This window comes from Anaerolineae bacterium (assembly GCA_011176535.1).
Classification (GTDB): domain Bacteria; phylum Chloroflexota; class Anaerolineae; order Anaerolineales; family DRMV01; genus DUEP01.
On the sequence record DUEP01000109.1, the window covers coordinates 1 to 18851 of the forward strand.

Genomic DNA, 18851 nt, shown 5'->3' on the forward strand with positions numbered 1-18851 from the left:
GTGGGCATACCTACTCTCGCAATGCACCTTATATTCTCCAAGACCTTACCCAAAGCAACGAGCCCTTTGTCCCCTTCTTGAGAGAGATGGGCTTTCGTGCGTATATAGGCATTCCTTTACGTTACGGCGGACGCACCCTGGGCACCATTTGTCTGTTCCGCAAGGAGGTCTATTATCCACGCCCTGGTGAGATTGCCTTGCTCCAATCCATGGCGCAGGAGGTAGCCGTAGCCCTGGAAAACGCCCGCTTGTATCAACAAGCCCAAGAAGCGCTGGCCGAGGCCGAACGGCTCTATCAAATCGGACGTGCATTAAGTCAAGCGCGATCCTACACCGAGGTGTTAGAGGTGCTGCGCACCCAAACACCCCTCGGTGAGGGCGCCCTAAACATCTCCCTCAACTTCTTCAATCGGCCATGGAATGAACCTGAAGATATCCCCGAATGGAGCATCGTAGCAGCACGGTGGACACGACTTCCTATGGAACGTTTGGCACCACGGTACCCCTTGCGTCAATTCCCCACGGCCAAGTTGCTCACTCCAAACGAACCTTTCATTATTTATGATGTAGCCACCGACCCTCGTCTGGATGAACAAACACGCCGATTGTACAGCGAGCGTTTTCAGGCCCAGAGCACAGCGTTCTTCCCCTTGGTGGTGGGCGGTCGGTGGATCGGCTACATTAACCCCATCTACGAAAAACGGCGGGAGTTTTCTGAGGAGGACCTACATTACCTACAAGGAGCCATCGCTCAAGCTTCAGTTGCCTTGGAAAACCTGATTTTGCTGGAGCGCTCCCGCCGCGGCGCCGAGGTCGAGCGCACAGTGCGTGAAATCGCCGCCGAGCTCCTCAAAGCCCCGCGAACTGCCGACGCCCTACAAACCGCTGCCCGCATGCTGGCTCAGGCCGTGGGCGTTTCCCACGCCCAGGTCCACTTGTTAGGCTCGTGGCGCCCCCAGAACGCCCTTTCCCAAAACTCTACAGAAGAGGAGGAAACCGATGAGCGTGGATGACCGCATGAAACCCAACGCTGGCCGCATTTACGACTACCTGCTCGGCGGCCACCACAATTTCGAAGCCGACCGCCAGGTGGCCGAGCGGTTCACCTCGAACTTTCCCAGCATGCCCCTGGTGGCCCGGCTGCAACGCTGGTGCCTGCAAGATGTCGTCCGGGAACTGCTCAGCCGGGGCATGGAGGTCATCATCGACTTCGCCTCCGGCCTGCCCACCCAGGATCACATCCATGAGGTGGTGCCCCCCGAAGTCGTCGTGATCTACTCCGACAAAGACCCCCTGGTCGTGGAATACGGCCGCGAAATCCTCCAGGACGTCCCCAACGCCCACATTTTCCAGGCCGACGCCCGCCGGCCGGAGGACATACTGGAAAACCCCGAGGTGCAGAAACTCATCGGCGACCGGCGGGATGTGGGCCTGGTTTTATGGGGTGTGTCCAGTTTCCTCCCCGATGAGGACCTGCGCCATGCCTTCCAATACCTTTACGAATGGAGCGGGCCTAAGGCCGTGCTGGCCTTCAACGCCCAACTGGCCGATGTGGAACTCGACCCCAACGACCCCATCCAGCAAAAATTGCTGAAGACATACCGTGAGATGGGCTCCCCGTTGTACATCCGCACCCTGGAGCAGTACCGGGAACTCATCCAGCCCTGGAAACCCGACGGGGGTTTCGTGTCCCTGCTGGAATGGCACGACTTCGACCCCTCCCTGTTCAGCGACCGCGACCGCGCTCTGGTGGAGAAAAGCGGCGGCGGGTACGGTGCCTATCTGATCAAATGACCCGCGCCTCGGCCCGAAGTGCATGTACCCCTCGCCCCACCAAATGTTAGCCAAAGGCGGATAGCCCATGACGGATCGTCCACTTTCCCCCTTCTTGCCCGAAAGCCTCGTGAGCGCCATGGAGGAAGCCGCGCGGCAAACCCTGCAGCGCCTGCTGTTCCAACAGCGGGCCGTGCTCCATCCCCGCCGCATTCCTCAGGTGGCCCGCGAAAGCCTCCAACGGCTGCTGGACTTTCTCCAGAATCCCGTGCCCGAGAAAGCCAAGGAGCACGGACGCTGGTTGTATCACCAGGGCATCACGGAGCAGACCCTGCCCCAGATGGCCGACGCCCAGCGCGGCATCCTGGCCGAACGCCTCCCCCCCGAACAGGCCATCTCCCTGATCGAGCGCATGGTCACCTGGGAAACGCTCAGCCTGCTGGCCTTCCAGCAAGAAGCCCGCGCGGCCATTCTACGCGAGCAAGAAGAACTGCGCCGGGCCGCCATTCGCACCCTGGAAGCACAACAACAGCGGCTGGCGCTGGCTTCTAAGGTGGCCCAACTGATCACCACCTACACCGATCTGGAAAGCCTGCTCCGCGAGAGCGTGGAACTCATCCGTCGGGAATTGGGGCTATATTATGTGGGCATTTTCCTGCTGGACGAATTCGGCCACTGGGCCGTGCTGCGCGCCGGCAGCGGCGAGGCGGGCCGCCGCATGATGCAGGATGGGTACAAACTGGCGGTGGACGAGAACTCCATGATCGGCTGGAGCATCCTCCACCGCCAGGCCCGCATCGCCCAGGATGTGGGCGAGGACGCCGTGCGCTTCGCCAACCCCTACCTTCCCGAAACCCACTCCGAAATGGCCCTCCCGCTGATGGTGGGCGAGGCGATACTGGGGGCCATGACCGTGCAAAGCGACCACGTGGCCACCTTTAGAGAAGAAGACATCCAGGTGCTGGAAGTGGTGGCCAACCAACTGGCCATCGCGCTCCAAAACGCCCAACGCTTCGCCCAACTCCAGGAAGAAGTGGAGCGGCTGCAGGAACTGTTCCGGCAGGAAGAACAACGCCGCTGGAGCGGAGTGCGTCCGCAGGCCTTCCAGTACATCCTCAACACCGATACCCTCCGCCCCACGGACCCACATGATTTGCGCCCCGAGGCCCGAAGGGCCCTGGAGGAGCAACGCCCGGTGGTCCTGCCCTCAGGCAACGGGGACGCCAAAACTGCCCTGGCCGTGCCCATTCTGCTCCACGAAAATGTGCCCATCGGCGTCGTTGACCTGTACGATGTCCAACAGGAACATTACCTGGACGACGAAACCTGGGTGATCCTCAACGCCGCCGTCTCCCAACTGGCCCTGGCCCTGGAAAACCGGCGCCTGTTCGAGGAGGCCCAGCGGCGCGCCCAGGAGTTGCAGACCGCGGCCGAAATCGCCCGCGACACCTCCTCGCTGCAATCCCTGGACGAATTGCTCGCCCGGGCCGTGAACCTCATCCGCGACCGCTTCGGCTTCTACCACGCCTCGGTGTTCCTGCTGGACGAAACCGGCGAATACGCCGTGGTCCGCGAATCCACGGGCGAGGCGGGGGCGGAAATGAAACGACGCGGCCACCGCCTGCGCGTGGGCTCCCGCTCGGTGGTCGGTCAGACGGCCGACCAGGGCCAGCCCGTGGTGATCAACGATGTACTCCAAAGCGACATCCACCGGCCCAACCCCTTGCTCCCCGACACCCGCGCCGAGTTGGGCCTGCCCCTCAAGGTAGGCGACCGCATCATCGGCGTGCTGGATGTGCAATCCACCGAGGTCAACGCCTTCACCGAAGACGATGTCCAAGTGCTGCAAATCCTGGCCGACCAGTTGGCCGTGGCGGTGGAAAACGCGCGGGCTTACGAACTCAGCCAGCGCGCCCTTGAGGAACTGCGCCGCGCCGACCAACTCAAGAGCCAGTTCCTGGCCAACATGAGCCACGAACTGCGCACGCCGTTGAACTCCATCATCGGCTTCTCTAAGGTCATCCTCAAAGGCATCGACGGCCCCATTACCGACCTGCAACGCCAGGACCTGACCGCCATTTACAACGCCGGTCAGCACCTCCTGGGGTTGATCAACGACATCCTGGACATCTCCAAGATCGAAGCCGGGAAGATGCAACTCAACTTCCAGGAAGTCGCCATGGCCGACATCGTCCAAGGGGTCATGTCCACTGCCGTGGGACTGGTCAAGGACAAACCCATCCAACTCATCCAGGAAGTGGAGCCGGACCTTCCCACCGTGCGCGCCGACCCCACCCGCGTGCGCCAGGTGCTGCTCAACCTGGTCTCCAACGCGGCCAAGTTCACCGAAGAGGGGCACATCCGGGTCTTTGTGCGCCGTCAGGTGGATCCGGACAGCGGTCTGGAAGAAATCCTGGTGGGCGTCGAGGATACCGGCCCCGGCATCGCCCCGGAAGACATGCAGAAACTCTTCAAGCCCTTCTCCCAGGTGGACGACTCCCTCACCCGGGCCGTGGGCGGCACAGGCCTGGGCCTCTACATCTCCCACAGTCTGGTGGAACTGCACGGGGGGCGCATCTGGGTGGAAAGCGAGATGGGCAAAGGCTCCACCTTCTACTTCACCATCCCCATCATCCGTCCCCAGGATGAGGCCACCGAGGCCGAACGCATCGCACTGGCCGTGGCCCAGCCGGAGGCCATCCACCACCTGCAACGGCACCTCACGCCCGTGGGCTACCGCATCGTGCCCTCGGTCGATCCCCGTCAGAGCGTGGCCCGCGCCCGCGAGGTCAACCCCATCGCCCTGCTGCTGGACCCCGCCGCCATCGGCCCCGACGGATGGGACATCGTGCTGGCCTTCAGCCAGGACCCGGAGGTGAAAGCCCTGCCCTTCCTGCTCTTCACCCTGACCGACGAAGCCCATGGGTACACTTTGGGACCTACGGTCTTCCTCACCAAGCCCATCTACCGCGACGACCTTTACCGCGCCCTGGAACGCCTCCTCCCCGAACCCGCTCAACGCCGGGCGCTGGTGGTCAGCCCCGAAAACGAAGAACAGGACTTGCTGGTCAAATTGCTGGAAACGGCCGGGTGGGAGGTCCGGGCCCACGCCTCCGGTGAAGAGGCCCTGGCCGGCCTGGAGACAGCCTCCCCCGAGATGGTCGTGTTGGATCTGGCCGCCGGCGCGATGCAGGATCGACTGGACTTCCTCAAAGCGCTCCGCAGCCAGGAGGCCTATCGCAACCTCCCGCTGGTGACTTACCTGCCCGACGAGATGAGCCTCCACGAAAAAGAACAACTCCAACGCACACTGCAAAACCTGGCCCGCGAGCACGCCCGGCCCATCGAAACCTTGATGACCACCCTGGAGAGTCACCTGAAACGCTGGGCGGCCAGAACCAGTCCATCGGTCTGACCGACCTCCCCGCGCCCCGCCCGCGCATGTGAGGCCGGGGCGCTTTTCATGCCGCTCGAACCACCCTTGTCGATAAGGAGAACTCCATCCATGTCACTGCACATTATGGCCCGTTGTCTGGACTGCGGCGATATCAGCCCCTACAGCCCCCTCAACCCCGCCTGCCCTCGCTGTGGCAGCGAATGGCGGGAAGCCCAATACGACTACAAGGCCGTGGCCCAAATCTGGCCTCAGGTCCTCCGCTCACGTCCTTTCAATTTGTGGCGCTATGCCGAATTGCTTCCTGTGAGCAGCGCCACCCCCGAAATCTCCATGGGCGAAGGGGGTACCCCCCTCTTGAGCGCCCCGAACTTGAGCATGATGCTGGGCCTGCCTCACTTGTACATCAAGGACGAGCGCCAGGGGCCCACCTCCTCGTTCAAGGACCGCCAGGCCGCCGTGACCATCGCCGCCCTCAAAGAGAGCGGCCTGACCGAAATGGTGGTCGCCTCCACGGGTAATGTGGCCATCGCTTACGCGGCCTACGCCGCCCGTGCCGGTATCAAACTCTGGGCTTTCCTCTCCAGTACCGTGCCGGCAGAAAAGATGCGCGAAGTGGCCATTTACGGGGCGCAGGTGGTCAAAGTGACCGGCTCCTACGACCGTACCAAACAGGTAGCCGCTGAGTTCGCCCGCCTGCGGGGCCTCTATCTGGACAAAGGCTCGCGCTCCATCCCCACCGTGGAGTCCATGAAAACCTTAGCCTTTGAAATGGTGGAACAAATCACCGCCCGGTACGGTCCTCCGGAGGATGGCCGCGCCCCCTGGCGCGCCCCCCACTGGTATGTCCAGGCCGTCTCCGGGGGGCTGGGGCCGCTGGGCATGTACAAAGCCTTTCAGGAACTCCATCGCATGGGGCTGGTAGATCACATCCCCAAGATGGCTCTAATCCAAAGCGAAGGCTGCGCCCCCATGGCGCAGGCATGGCGCCAGGGCAAGGAGGTCGCCGAGCCAACGCTTGTGCCTCAAACCAACATTGTCACCTTAGCCACCGGGGACCCCGGCCGCACCTACACCCTGCTGTTCCACGCCCTGCGGGAACACGGCGGGGTCATCGAGGCGGTGAGCGACGAAGAGGCCTTTCGCGCCATGCACAACCTGGCCAAAATGGAAGGCCTCTCGGTGGAGCCGGCCGCCGGGGTGGCCTTTGCCGGGCTGACAAAATTGGTGCGGCAGGAGATCATCTGCCCCGAGGAGATCGTAGTGGTCAATGCCACCGGACATACCCTGCCCGTGGAGTCTCACATCCTGGGCGAACGCTGGGCCAAGCATGTGGTGTTGCGCCCCGAAAAAACGCCTTCTGCAGCCCCGCCGCCCACCGAGGGCCTGCTGGCCGCCCTCAGCCACCTTTCCGACCGCCACTACCCCAAAGTGCTGGTGGTGGACGATCATCCACCAGCCCGCCTGCTGCTCCGGCGGGTGCTCCAGGGGCTGGGCGAATACGAAGTGATCGAGGCGGCCAACGGCTTCGAAGGCCTGGAAAAAGCCCTCACCGAGCGCCCTGACCTTCTCATTCTCGACCTGATGATGCCCGAGATGGATGGCTTCGCCGTCCTGGAGGCGCTGAAGAACAACCCCAACACAGCAGGCATCCCCGTCATCGTGGTCACGGCCAAAGCGCTTACCCCTGAAGAACAGCAACGCTTACGCGGGCAGATCGAGCGCCTGATGCAAAAAGGGGAATTCCTCAGCGACGAGTTTATGGAGGAAATCCGCGCCCTGTTAGGATAGGGATGGTCAACGATGCGCAAAACCATGGCCGGGAGCGCCGCCGCGCTGAGTTCCGCCGTCTTTCTGGGGCTGGCGCCCGTGTTTGGCAAGCAAGCCATCCAGGCTGGGGCTCCGCCGTTGGGCGTGGTCGCCTGGCGCACGCTGATCGCCACCCTACTCCTCCTGGCCCTGATCTTCTGGCGCCACCGCAACCTGCTGGCCATCTATCCTTTAGGCCTGGCCGGATGTTTGCTGGCGGGGTTCCTCAACGGCGTAGGCTCCCTGTTCTATTACGGCGCCCTGGGGCGCATTGACGCCTCCTTAGGACAACTGCTGTACTCCCTGTACCCCATCTTTGTCGCCTTGCTCTCCTGGCTGGATCACACGCCCCCCACGCCTCTGACCTGGTTGCGCATCGTCCTGGCGATTCCCGCGGTGTATCTGCTCACCCGCACCGGAAGCGCCCATCCCGACTGGCTGGGCATCGGTATGATGCTGGTGGCCGCAGCCCTCTACGCCTTCCATATCCCCATCAACCAGCGGGTACTTTACGATATTCCCGCGCCCACAGTCACCCTCTACACGCTGAGCGCCATGAGCGCGGTGGTGGTTTCGGCCTATCTTATCGCCGGAGCGCCCCCTGTGCCTCTTACCCCCGCCGTGGCCCGCGGCGTGCTGGGGCTAGCGCTGGTGACTTCCCTCTCCCGGCTCACCCTGTTCATGGGCGTCAAGCGCATCGGCAGCGTGCAGACCGCGCTGTTGGGACTTTTCGAAATCCTGGTCACCGTGGGGCTAGCCCACTGGTGGCTGGACGAACGCCTCAGCACCTGGCAATGGGTCGGCGCCGGGCTACTAATGCTCAGCCTGTTGCTCAAGGGCCTGGACCGCGCTTCCGCACCTCGCCGCCCCCGAGGGGGCTGGCTCGCCTGGATTCGCCCGCCGGGCGTTCCCCCCGATCTATGGTGATTCAGGCGTCTCATCCGCCTCTCCCCTCGCCTGCTCCTCCCCCATTACCATCTCCCAATCCAGCATATACCCCACCCCGCGCACATTGACGATCCATTGCCGGCCCTTAGGCAGGTCGGCCAGTTTGCGACGCAGGCGACTGACGATGGGCCGCATGATTTCCGGCGCCTCCCACTCGTTCACCTGATAGCCGTGCACCGCATCCACCAACGCCTGATGCGACATCACCTCCCCACGATGCATCAACAACACCTGCAACAAACGCGACTCCGAGGGGGCAAGGTGAATGTCCCGCCCTTGGTAGCGCAGCCGCCGACGCCCTAAATCCAGGACGACGCCGTTGGGCAATTCCACCACGGTAGGCACGAAATCCGACTTGCCTTTGCCCTGCCCCATCTCTTCGATTTGCAGCATCTGGGTCAACATGCGCTCCAACTGCTCGTAGAGGGCCCGTTGGCGGCGTTCCCTGCGCACCCGAACCACGCCCCGCGCCACGCTTTCCAACAACGCTTCGGGAGAGATGGGCTTGAGCAGATAATCGTAAGCCCGTTGCCGCAGGGCTTCGATGGCCGATTCCATCGAGCCATGTCCGGTCAACACAATGACCCCCACATCGACGCCCATGGTGCTCAACTGGCGCAGCACCTCGGTACCGCTCAGGCCCGGCATCCGTAGGTCCAGAATCATGAGGTCAAACTTCTCCTCCGCCAGGATGTGCAGCGCTTCCTGGCCGTCCTGAGCCGTGCGCACCTCATACCCCTCCAGGCGAAGCAAATCGCGCAAAGTGCGCCGCATCGCCGGCTCGTCGTCCACCACCAACAAGCGCCCTTTCATGATCTCGTCTCCTCCCAAAACCCATCGTCTGCGGTCAAAACAGGTAATACGATGCGGAAACACGCGCCATCCTGATCCTCCGTGGCGCAATAGGTCAGCGTGCCGGCATGAGCGGTCACGATACCATAACTCACTGCCAACCCCAACCCGGTGCCGTTGGCCTTGGTGCTCACAAAGGGCTCGAACAAACGTTCCCGCACTTCGGCGGGCACGCCGGGCCCCGTATCCCGGATTTCCAAAACCACTTTTCCTTCTTCTGTCCAGCCCCGCACAGTCAACACCCCGCCTCCGGGCATGGCCTCCAGCGCATTGATAACCAGATTGAGCACCACCTGCTGCAACTGGCCAGCGTTCCCCAAAACCAGGGGCAAACCCTCGGGTACCTGACGCCGGACCAGCACCCTTTGCCGACGGCACTGTCCTTCCACCAGCTCCAGGACCCGATCCACCACCTGCGAAAGGGCCACCGGGCGGCGCTCCACCTCTTCGGGGCGGTAGTAGGCCAGCATCCGGCGCACCGTCTCCCGCAACCGGTGCAGTTCTTTCTCGGCCAGGTTCAGGTATTCCTCCCGTTGCTCCTGGGGCAGGCCCGACCGCCGCGCCAGATGCAGACTGGTCAGCACGGCCTGCAAGGGGTTGTTGACCTCGTGGGCGATGACGGCCATCAGCCGCCCCATGGTGGCCAATTTGGCCGCCTGGATCAACCGCTGGCGCGAGGCCTTCAGGTCGGCCAACGCCTGGCGCAGCGCTTCGTACAGGCGGGCATTGCGCAACGCCACCGCCACCGGGAGGGCCAGCATCTGCAAAAAGCGCATATCCTCCTCGGTGAACACTCCCTCGCGGTCCTCGTACGCCGTCAGAACCCCCAAAATCTCGCCCTGATACTGCAAAGGCACGCTAAGCACCGAGCGGAAGGGGGCCTCAAAGGCGGCCTCTTTCCGGTGCTCCCAGCGGTTGAAATCGGCCACCCGAATCGCCTCTCCTGTGGCAGCCGTCCAGCCCGCCACCCCTTCCCCCAAAGGAAAGGTAATTCCGGTGTAATCCCGCCACGGTGAAGCCGAAGCCACGATCCGCACCATGCCTGCTTCGCGCTCCACCAGCCCGATTTCCGCCCCGCGCACCCCCAAAATCTGCTTCACTCGCTGCACGGTGTGCTGCAGCACCGTTTGCATATCCAGGTTCGCGGTGATGTCCAGCGTGGTCTCCCACATCACCTGCCAGCGGGCCAAGAGGCCGCTATGGGCGTCGCCCCCGGCGAGGGGCGGTGCCGCTTCGGGGGCGGCCTCCCACAGACGCGCCAGCCAACGCCACACTCGGGTCTCCATCGCGGGCGGGCCGCTGACCAAAAACGCCTCCCGACGCGAGGTCACTGGCACCAACACCACCTGGCCGTCTCCTAAGGGGGCACCCTCCCCATGCCACCACCGCAAACGGCCCAGACGCACTCCCTCGCCTACCCAACGCGACGCTTCGTCCTGGGTCAGCCATGCGCTCAACGCCCGCCGCTGGCGCGGGGCCAACCCCACCGTCTGGCGTACCGCCCATCGTCCCTCTTGTTGAGCCATCCACGCGGCCCATGAGGCCCCACTCAGACGGCAGGCCTCCCGAAACACCTCGCGACGCCAGCGCGCTCCACCGCTCATAATTCCATTATACCCTTTCTGCCGTTCCTGTTGCCCCGTGCTATAATTTTTGCCATGGAAACCTACCTTATCTACCGCCTGCCTTCCCTCTTCCGCCGCATTGCCCTGCTCCTGGAACTCCAGGGCGAAGACGGCTTCAAAATCAACGCCTACCGCCGCGCGGCCGAGCGCCTGGCCAACACCGAGCCCGAGACCATCCGCTACCTCTGGGAACAGGGCCGCCTGACCGATCTCCCCGACATCGGCATGGCCATTGCCAAAAAGATCGACGAATTCCTGCGCACCGGCCATCTGGACTTTCTCGCCCGCCTGGAAGAGGAAGTCCCTCCGGGGCTGGTGGACCTGACCCGTTTGCCGGGGCTGGGTCCCAAGCGGGTGCGTCGCCTGTGGCTGGAACTGAGGGTCACTGATCTGAACTCCCTGGAACGGGCCGCCGCCCAGGGACAGGTGCAAACTCTCAAGGGCTTCAGCGCCCGCACCGAGGCCAGGATCCTCCAGGCGGTGCAAACCTGGCGGGAGCACGAAGACCGCCTGCTCCTGGGCGAAGCCCTTCCCGCCGCCGAGGCCCTTCTGCACCGCCTTCGGGATCACCTGGCCGTGGTGCGCGCCGAATGGAGCGGCAGCCTGCGCCGTGGCGTTGAAACGGTGGGCGACCTCGACCTCCTCGTTGCCACCCCCAACCCCCAAGCCGTGCGCCGCCTGCTGGAAGACCTGCCCACCTGGGAAACCTTCACCCACAGCAGCGAAGAAGTGCGGGCGCGCTGGCAGGGCCTGCCGGTGCACCTGCGCTTTTGTGCCCCCGAAGCCTTTGCCGCCCAGTGGCTCTACGCTACCGGCAGCGCCGGCCACCGCCAGGGCCTGGCCCAATACGGGGCCGAACGCGGCCTCACCCTCACACCCCAGGGCTGGCGCGACGCCCAGGGCAAAACCCTGCCTGCCGACACCGAGGCCGACCTCTACGCCCGCGTCGGCCTCCCCTTCATCCCTCCCGAACTGCGCCAGGGCCGGGGCGAAATCGAGGCCGCCGCCCAGGGCCGCCTGCCCACGCTATTGCGCAGCGAAGACCTCCTCGCCGACCTCCACAGCCACAGCACCTGGAGCGATGGCCGCTTTTCCATCCGCGAGATGGCCTTAGCCGCCCTCGAGCGCGGCCTGCGCGTGCTGGCCATTACCGACCACTCGCAAAGCCTCAGCGTGGCCGGGGGCCTCACGCCCGAGGACCTGCGCCGCCAGCGCGAGGAAATCGCCCAGGTTCAGGCCGAACTGGGCGACCGCATCCTCTTGCTGCAGGGCGCCGAGGTGGAAATCGCCCCCGACGGAGCCCTGGACTACCCCGACGAGGTGCTGGCCGAACTGGACATTGTCATCGCCTCCCTGCACACCCACTTGCGTCAGACCGCCAAGAAAATCACCCAACGCCTGCTGGCCGCCATCGCCAACCCCCATGTGGACATCATCGGCCACCCCACAGGCCGCCTGCTCCCCCACCGCCCCCCGGCCGACCTGGATATGGAGCGCATCTTCGCCGCGGCCGCCGCCCATGGCGTGGCCCTGGAGATCAACGCCAACCCCCACCGCCTGGACCTCAAAGCCGAACACATCCGCCGCGCTTTAGCCCACGGCGTGCTGCTGAGCCTGAACACCGACGCCCATCGTCCCGCCGACTTCGCCTACCGACGCTACGGCGTGCTCACCGCCCGCCGGGGCTGGGCCACCGCCGGGGCCATCCTCAACACCTGGCCGCCCGAACGCCTGCTGGCCTGGCTGCGCACCCCCAAACCCCAACGCGCCCAACCCTCTGGCAAATCTGAGTGACTGGTAAAAAAACGGGTTGACAGGTCCAACAAAAGTTCTACAATCTGCTCAGACAAAAAGACCAGTTGACGTGTCTCATGCGATACGCTGTGGCCAAAGCCAAAAAATCCTTTTCCCGTCTGTTGCGCAAGGCCCAAACCCAACCCGTCGTCATCACCCGGCATAGGAAACCCGAAGCCGTGATGATGAGTTAACCGAATACAACCGCCTACGCCGTCTTCAGGCCTACGAACAACTGCCGGCCCTGAACGAACGGCTGCGGGGTCAAGGGCCGCTCGTGGACGATCTGCTCCGGGCCTCTCGCGCTGACCTGGATCAACGGCGATGAAAATCATCGACGCCGGTGTCTTGCCACAGGCTTTCTTTCCCGATGAAGAAGACCACCCGACCGTCCTGGCGCTCCTCCGCGCTCACGCCTTGGGGGAGGAAGAACTGCACGCCCCCACCCTGCTGGCTTACAAAATCATCAGCGCCCTTGTGCAAGGCGTGCACGGGAACGTATCCACCCGAACACCGCGTTGGAAATCCTGACCACCTTTGAAGGGCTGGGGATCGTTCTGCACGCCGTTCCCCTATCTCGCACCCTGAAACTTGCCCGGCGCTTCGGACGGTCGGCCTACGATGCCGCCTATCTGGCGCTGGCCGAGGCGATGGGCGCGCCTTTTATCACCGCCCACCAGCGTCTGTTCCATGCCATGCAGGCCACTTTGCCGTGGGTTCATTTGCTGGGGGAATGAACCGCACCTCTCCCCTCCACCGACACGCCTCCACGAAGAACTCGTTGAGGATTTTCGCCAAACATCGTTTATAATTTACCTTCTGACGGCAACCCTCCCAGGAGGTTTGGTTTCCTGATGCTCACCCCACGCGATATCGAAGCCCGGCTGGCGCGCATCCTGCCCAAAGTGCGCAAACCGGCCCGCTACACCGGCGGCGAATACAACCAGGTGGTCAAGGACTGGGCCACAACCCCGCTTAAGATGGCCCTGGTGTTCCCCGACATCTACGAAATCGGCATGTCCAACCTGGGGCTGGCCATCCTGTACGACCTCATCAACCGCCGCGAAGATGCTTTGGCCGAGCGGGCCTACGCCCCCTGGACCGACATGGAAGCCGAGATGCGCGCCGCCGGCATCCCCCTCTACAGCCTGGAGACCAGGCACCCGCTGCGCGCCTTCAACATCGTGGGCTTCTCCCTGCCCATGGAGACCCTCTACACCAACCTGCTCAACCTGCTCGACCTGAGCGGCATCCCGCTGCGCAGCGAGGACCGCGGGCCCGACGATCCCCTCATCATCGCCGGGGGGCACGCCACCTTCAACCCTGAGCCCATCGCCCCCTTCGTGGACGCCTTCGTCATCGGAGAGGGAGAAGAGGTCATCCACGAGATCCTCGACGCCTACCGGGAATGGAAGCAAGCCGGCACCACGCGCGAAGACCTGCTCCACCGCCTCAGCCGGCTGTGGGGCGTCTATGTGCCCTCGTTCTACCGCGCTCACTACGACACCGACGGCATCTTCGCCCACATCGAGCCCCTCGTCGAAAGCGCCCCCCTACCCATCGTCAAGCGCATTGTGGCCCAACTCCCCCCGCCGCCCACCCGCTTAGTGGTGCCTTACATTGACACCGTCCACGACCGCTTCCCCGTGGAAATCACGCGGGGATGCACCCGGGGGTGCCGCTACTGCCAGGCGGGCATGGTGGTGCGCCCTGTGCGCGAGCGCAGCGTGGCCGAGATTGTCCAGGCCATCGAGGAAGGTTTACGCCACACGGGCTTCGAGGAAGTGGGCCTGCTTTCCCTCTCCTCCTCGGATTACACCCACATCCTGGAACTGGTTCAGGAAGTCACCCGTCGTTTCGGCAAGGCAGGCATCAGCATTTCGCTGCCCTCCCTGCGCATCGAAACCTTCTCGGTCGACATCATGGAAGCCCTGGCGGTCACCCGCCGCAGCGGGTTCACCCTGGCCCCCGAAGCGGGCAGCGAACGGATGCGCAACATCATCAACAAACCTATTCCCACCGAGCAGTTGCTTCAGGTGGCGCGGGAGATCTACCGGCGAGGCTGGCAGACCATCAAACTGTACTTTATGATCGGCCTGCCCGGCGAGACCGAGGAGGATGTACGGGCCATCGCCGACTTGGCCAGGGCGGTTCTGGCCCAGGGCCGCGAGGTCATGGGCCGACGCGCCCAGGTGCACGCCAGCGTGGGCACTTTTGTCCCCAAACCCCACACCCCCTTCCAGTGGGCCCCCACCGACACCGCCGAAACCATCCGCGCCAAACAGCGCCTGCTGCGTCAGGCCCTCCGCCGGGACCGCAACATTCGCCTGAGCCTGGTGGACCCTGAAGAGACGCTGCTTGAAGCCTGGCTCTCCCGGGGCGACCGCCGCCTGGCCGAAGTGGTGTACCGCGCCTGGCAAAAGGGCGCTAAATTCGACGCCTGGAACGAGGGGCGGCGTCTCGACCTCTGGCTGGCGGCCTTCGCCGAGAGCGGCCTGGACCCCGACTTCTACGCCCATCGTCGCCGACTCATCGACGAGCCCTTCCCCTGGGACCACATCAGCGTGGCGGTGCGCAAGGAATTTCTCGCCCAGGATTACCTGCGCAGCCAACAAGGCGAGACGCGCATCGACTGCCGCCATCGCTGCTACGCCTGCGGCATCCTGCCCACCTTCGCCGACCTACGCTTCGCCCACCCCGGCGAGGTGTGGAAGTGCCCGGAAGTCAAGCGACCGCCCAAGCGCCGGGCGCCCTATCTGCCGCCGCCTCCGGTGCCTCAACCCTACCCCACGACCTCTGACCTGCGATGACCCGACTACGCCTGACCTTCAGCAAAGACGAAGCCATGCGCTTCACCAGCCACCTGGATGTGCAGCGCACCCTGGAACGCACCTTGCGCCGCGCCGGGGTGCCTCTGCAACACACCCAGGGCTACCACCCGCGGCCCAAAATGCACATCGCCGCTGCGCTGCCCTTAGGCTGCACCGGCGAGGCGGAGTTGGCCGAGATATGGCTACGCGAAGAGCGTTCCCCCCACGAAATCCTGGCCGCCCTGCAGCCCGTTTCTCCCCCGGGGATGCACTTCCACCATGCCGAAATCATCCCCCCCGATGCCCCACCACTGCCCAACCTGGTCCGCGCAGCCGAGTACCGCGTCACCTTCCTTGACCCCATCCCGGATCTCGCCGAGCGGGTGCAACACCTGCTCAGCCAGCCCTCCCTGGAACGCATCCGCCGGACCAAAAAAGGACCCAAGCCCTACGACCTGCGCCCTTTGATTCTGGCCTTGGAAGCCCGGCGTGAGCCCCAGGCCCTGGATATGCTGCTGCGAGCCGAGCCCGGCGCCACCGGACGGCCCGACGAAGTCCTTGCCGCCTTAGACATCCCCCTTGAGATCGCCCGGATGCACCGTACACGCCTGGTGCTGGCAGAAGGAGCGTGAGCCTTTCCTCTCGCGGGGGACGAATCATCTGAAACACGGTGGGCCCCTGGGGCAACTCCACCTTTCGCACCACTTCGAAACCGACCCGACGGTAAAACGGCAGATTGCCCGGATGGCCTGTGTCCAGATAAATCGACCACCCTTCCTCATCGCACCGGGCCAGCATGGGGCGCAGCAAAGCCGAGCCGATCCCGCGCCCCTGATGTTCAGGCAGCACCCCGATGAGAAACAACTTCCAGTGCGGATAATGGGGTTGCCGGGTCTCCACAAGACGCCACCACAGCAAACCACGCCAGATACGCTTGCCCAGCAACCTTACGATCTCAAATGGCTGCCTGATTTGCCCACGCCACCCCGGCGCCACCTTTCCCTTCGGGGGAACCCACACGGACGCCCCTTCGCGTTGAGGCGTGGTGAAGACCGTCCCGGCCACCATCAGGGGCCGCAGAAAAACCGCAAATAGGGCTTCGAGTTTTTTGAGCCGCCTCCCGGCATCCGGGAACAACCACCGGTACACGGGGTCAGCCTCAAACGCCAGCGCCAACCTTCGTGCCAGGGTTTCCAGCGCCTCCAGAGGGGCTGAGACGACCGCCACCTGCCCACGAACAATCCCTTCCATTTCCTTTCTTCCAAACCGCCTTATGCTCTTCGTCGCCTGCCCCGCGGAGAGGGCCAGGCGGCCGACAGAGCGGCCACCCAGACCACGCTATCCCCGGTCTTGAGGTCCACCACCCGCACCCCGCGCACCGAAGCGCGGGTGCGCACCGGGGCCTCGTCCAGCCGCACCGATTTGGGCGCGGCTTTGTGCAGGTGCAGCACCACCTTCTGCGTGCCCTTGCCTGTGGCGCACCCGGCCAGGATGGCCCCCTTGGGCAACTTCCAGGCCACCACCCCCTGGCCGTAACGCCGCTGCAGGGGGAACTCGTCAAAAGGCACCCGCTTGGCGTACCCCCGGCTGTCCACCAGGAACAACTCGCGCTTGGGGTGCACCACCACCGCACCCACCACCACATCGTCGCCCTTGAGTTTGATGCCGTTGACGCCTGCGGCCACCAGGCCCATCGGGCGCACATCTGTCTCGGCAAAGCGAATAGCCATGCCCCGCGCCGTGACCAACACCACTTCATCCTCGCCCCGGGTCAACAACACCTGCAGCAAAGCGTCCCCCGGGTTCACCTTGACCAGGGTAAACGGCTGGGTTGCAGGCCCGGGCAACAGGGTCAGATCGCTCTTTTTCACCATGCCCTGGCGGGTCACCGTGAGCACATACCCTCCCCCCTCTTCCAGGCCCCCGTTGGGAGGCACAGCGAACAGGGCCACCACCTCCTGCCCCGCCGGGAGTGGGGTCACCCGAGACACCGACGCCCCCCCGGCCAGCTTGTCCGCCTCGGGCAGCGTGTGCACCGGCACGGCGACGGCCTGCCCGTTCTCAGCCACCAGGTAAAGGGTATCGCGGGTGCTGGCCCTGGCCCACAACCAGGGGGCGGCACGACCGCTGAGGCGCGGCGTCTTGCCCACCGGCATCCGGGCCAGGTTACCCTCGGCGTCCAGGCCCACCCACACCTCCTCGGCCGGGATCAGATCCTCGGCCGTGAGGGCCTGGGCCGCCTGTCCGGCTTTCAGGTGCACGATTTGCGTCCGTCGGGGATCGCCGTAACGCCCTTTGAGGGCAGTCAACTCCTCGGCCACGGCCTGGCGCATCTTCTTGGGGGAGCGCAACAGGGCCTCCAGGGAGCGGATATGCTTTTTGGTCTCCCTGTACTCTTCCTGCAACTTCCTGCGCTCCAACGCAGCCAGACGCCGCAAAGGCATGTCCAGAATGGCCTGGGCCTGCTCGGCGCTCAACTTGAACTTCCGCCGCAGGTTCTGGTGGGCCGTCTCCACCGTGCGCGAGCGGCGGATGGTGGCGATGACCTCATCCAGGTTGTCCAGGGCGATGAGCAGCCCTTCGAGGATGTGGGCCCGCTTGCGCAAACGGCGCAAATCGTGCTCGCTGCGGCGACGGACGACTTCCAGCCGATGTTCCAGGTACACCCGCAACGCCTGTTTGAGCGAAAGCAGGCGCGGCTCGCCACCCACCAGGGCCAGCATGATCACCCCAAAGGTGTTTTGTAGTGGCGTGTGCTTGTATAGTCTGGTCAGCACCTCATCAGGGTCCGCCCCTTTGGCCAACTCAACGACCACCCGCAGGCCCTGGCGGTCCGATTCGTCCCGCAGATCAGCGATGCCCTCGATTTTGTTCTCGCGGGCTAAGTGTGCGATGCGCTCCAACAGAGTCGTCTTGTTCACCGCGTAGGGCAACTCAGTGATGACCAGCCGCTGGCGGCCTCTTCCGGCCGCTTCCAGGTGCACCCGGGCGCGAACGGTCAACTTGCCCCGCCCCGTGCTGTAGGCGCGCAACAACTCATCCCGCCCCTCTTCGACGATGACCATCCCCCCTGTGGGGAAATCGGGCCCTTTGACAAAGCGGGTCAGGTCCTCCACGGTGATGCTATCCAGTTTGCGCCAGTTGTCCAGCATGTACACCAGGGCGTCCACGATTTCGTTGAGATTGTGGGGCGGGATGTTCGTGGCCATGCCCACAGCAATGCCCGCTGCGCCATTGAGCAACAGGTTGGGCAGAGCGGCGGGCAGCACGGTGGGCTCGGTCAACGAACCGTCGAAGTTCTCGGCAAAGTCCACCGTGTCCTTCGGGATGTCGGCCAGCATTTCCATGGCCGTCTGGGCCAGCCGGGCCTCGGTGTAGCGCATGGCCGCGGGCGGATCGCCGTCCACCGAGCCAAAGTTGCCCTGCCCCTCCACCAGGGGGTAGCGCATCACGAAAGGCTGGGCCATGCGCACCATGGCGTCGTAAACCGCCTGATCCCCGTGGGGGTGATACTTCCCCAGCACCTCGCCCACAATGCGGGCCGATTTCTTGAAGGCCGCGTTGGGCCGGAGCCCCATGTCGTACATAGCGTACAAAATGCGACGCTGCACGGGCTTGAGGCCGTCGCGGGCGTCGGGCAGGGCCCGGGCCACAATCACGCTCATGGCATACGAGAGGTACGCCTGGCGCATCTGCTCGGTGATGTCCACCGATCGAACCAGACCGACTTCCATGTGCACTCCTTTGCCTCAGGATAACATCCCTATCATACGGGATAACCCCCATCCCGTCAACGGCGCCTGTGCCAACCGCCCCCTACGGACCGCCCGCTCCTCTTTGCCTATC

At 64.3% G+C, this 18851-nt stretch carries 14 protein-coding genes and 1 pseudogene; 10 read left to right on the top strand and 5 right to left on the bottom strand.

Going from position 1 to position 18851, the window contains the following annotated elements; genetic code table 11:
- From G4O04_09590 to G4O04_09610, 5 genes are all read left to right on the top strand, one after another.
- A partial coding sequence (locus G4O04_09590; protein HEY58767.1) for a GAF domain-containing protein occupies positions 1-1013 on the top strand: 1013 nt, incomplete at its 5' end.
- Positions 1000-1794 (top strand): hypothetical protein, encoded by a 795-nt coding sequence (locus G4O04_09595; GenBank protein ID HEY58768.1) that lies wholly within the window; start codon positions 1000-1002, stop codon positions 1792-1794. The genes G4O04_09590 and G4O04_09595, both read left to right, overlap by 14 nt.
- 67 nt (positions 1795-1861) lie before the next feature.
- Positions 1862-5188 (top strand): GAF domain-containing protein, encoded by a 3327-nt coding sequence (locus G4O04_09600; protein HEY58769.1) that lies wholly within the window; start codon positions 1862-1864, stop codon positions 5186-5188.
- A gap of 90 nt (positions 5189-5278) precedes the next feature.
- Positions 5279-6958 (top strand): pyridoxal-phosphate dependent enzyme, encoded by a 1680-nt coding sequence (locus G4O04_09605; GenBank protein ID HEY58770.1) that lies wholly within the window; start codon positions 5279-5281, stop codon positions 6956-6958.
- A 12-nt stretch (positions 6959-6970) separates the two neighbouring features.
- Entirely contained in the window at positions 6971-7903 is a 933-nt protein-coding gene (locus G4O04_09610; GenBank protein ID HEY58771.1) for a DMT family transporter, read from the top strand.
- On the opposite strand, the gene G4O04_09615 is transcribed toward G4O04_09610, so the two are convergent.
- A complete protein-coding gene (locus G4O04_09615; protein ID HEY58772.1) occupies positions 7895-8737 on the bottom strand; it encodes a response regulator transcription factor in 843 nt (280 codons plus the stop codon). The two genes, G4O04_09610 and G4O04_09615, sit on opposite strands and share 9 nt — an antisense overlap.
- On the bottom strand, positions 8734-10380 hold the full coding sequence (locus tag G4O04_09620) for a GAF domain-containing protein (GenBank protein HEY58773.1): 1647 nt from the start codon (positions 10378-10380) through the stop codon (positions 8734-8736). Before G4O04_09620 ends, G4O04_09615 begins: the two co-directional genes overlap by 4 nt.
- 54 nt (positions 10381-10434) lie before the next feature.
- On the opposite strand from G4O04_09620, the gene polX reads away from it, so the two are divergent.
- Positions 10435-12195 carry a DNA polymerase/3'-5' exonuclease PolX gene (gene polX / locus G4O04_09625; protein HEY58774.1) on the top strand — a complete coding sequence of 587 codons (1761 nt, stop codon included), beginning with the start codon at positions 10435-10437 and terminating at the stop codon, positions 12193-12195.
- A gap of 77 nt (positions 12196-12272) precedes the next feature.
- Positions 12273-12389 (top strand): type II toxin-antitoxin system Phd/YefM family antitoxin, encoded by a 117-nt coding sequence (locus tag G4O04_09630; protein ID HEY58775.1) that lies wholly within the window; start codon positions 12273-12275, stop codon positions 12387-12389.
- A 121-nt stretch (positions 12390-12510) separates the two neighbouring features.
- On the opposite strand, the gene G4O04_09635 is transcribed toward G4O04_09630, so the two are convergent.
- A complete protein-coding gene (locus tag G4O04_09635) occupies positions 12511-12687 on the bottom strand; it encodes a hypothetical protein (protein HEY58776.1) in 177 nt (58 codons plus the stop codon).
- 59 nt (positions 12688-12746) lie between these two features.
- Between G4O04_09635 and G4O04_09640 the strand changes: the two are divergent.
- The 3 genes and pseudogenes from G4O04_09640 (at position 12747) to G4O04_09650 (ending at position 15637) form a co-directional block, all read left to right on the top strand.
- A pseudogene (locus G4O04_09640) lies at positions 12747-12839 on the top strand (VapC toxin family PIN domain ribonuclease).
- A gap of 210 nt (positions 12840-13049) precedes the next feature.
- Positions 13050-15005 (top strand): TIGR03960 family B12-binding radical SAM protein, encoded by a 1956-nt coding sequence (locus tag G4O04_09645; protein ID HEY58777.1) that lies wholly within the window; start codon positions 13050-13052, stop codon positions 15003-15005.
- Positions 15002-15637 carry a DUF2344 domain-containing protein gene (locus G4O04_09650; GenBank protein HEY58778.1) on the top strand — a complete coding sequence of 212 codons (636 nt, stop codon included), beginning with the start codon at positions 15002-15004 and terminating at the stop codon, positions 15635-15637. The genes G4O04_09645 and G4O04_09650 overlap by 4 nt, the downstream gene beginning before the upstream one ends.
- On the opposite strand, the gene G4O04_09655 is transcribed toward G4O04_09650, so the two are convergent.
- Together G4O04_09655 and gyrA are read right to left on the bottom strand one after the other, a co-directional pair.
- A complete protein-coding gene (locus G4O04_09655; GenBank protein ID HEY58779.1) occupies positions 15402-16256 on the bottom strand; it encodes a GNAT family N-acetyltransferase in 855 nt (284 codons plus the stop codon). The genes G4O04_09650 and G4O04_09655 overlap by 236 nt on opposite strands.
- A 20-nt stretch (positions 16257-16276) precedes the next feature.
- On the bottom strand, positions 16277-18739 hold the full coding sequence (gyrA, locus tag G4O04_09660) for a DNA gyrase subunit A (GenBank protein ID HEY58780.1): 2463 nt from the start codon (positions 18737-18739) through the stop codon (positions 16277-16279).
- Positions 18740-18851 lie beyond the last annotated feature (112 nt).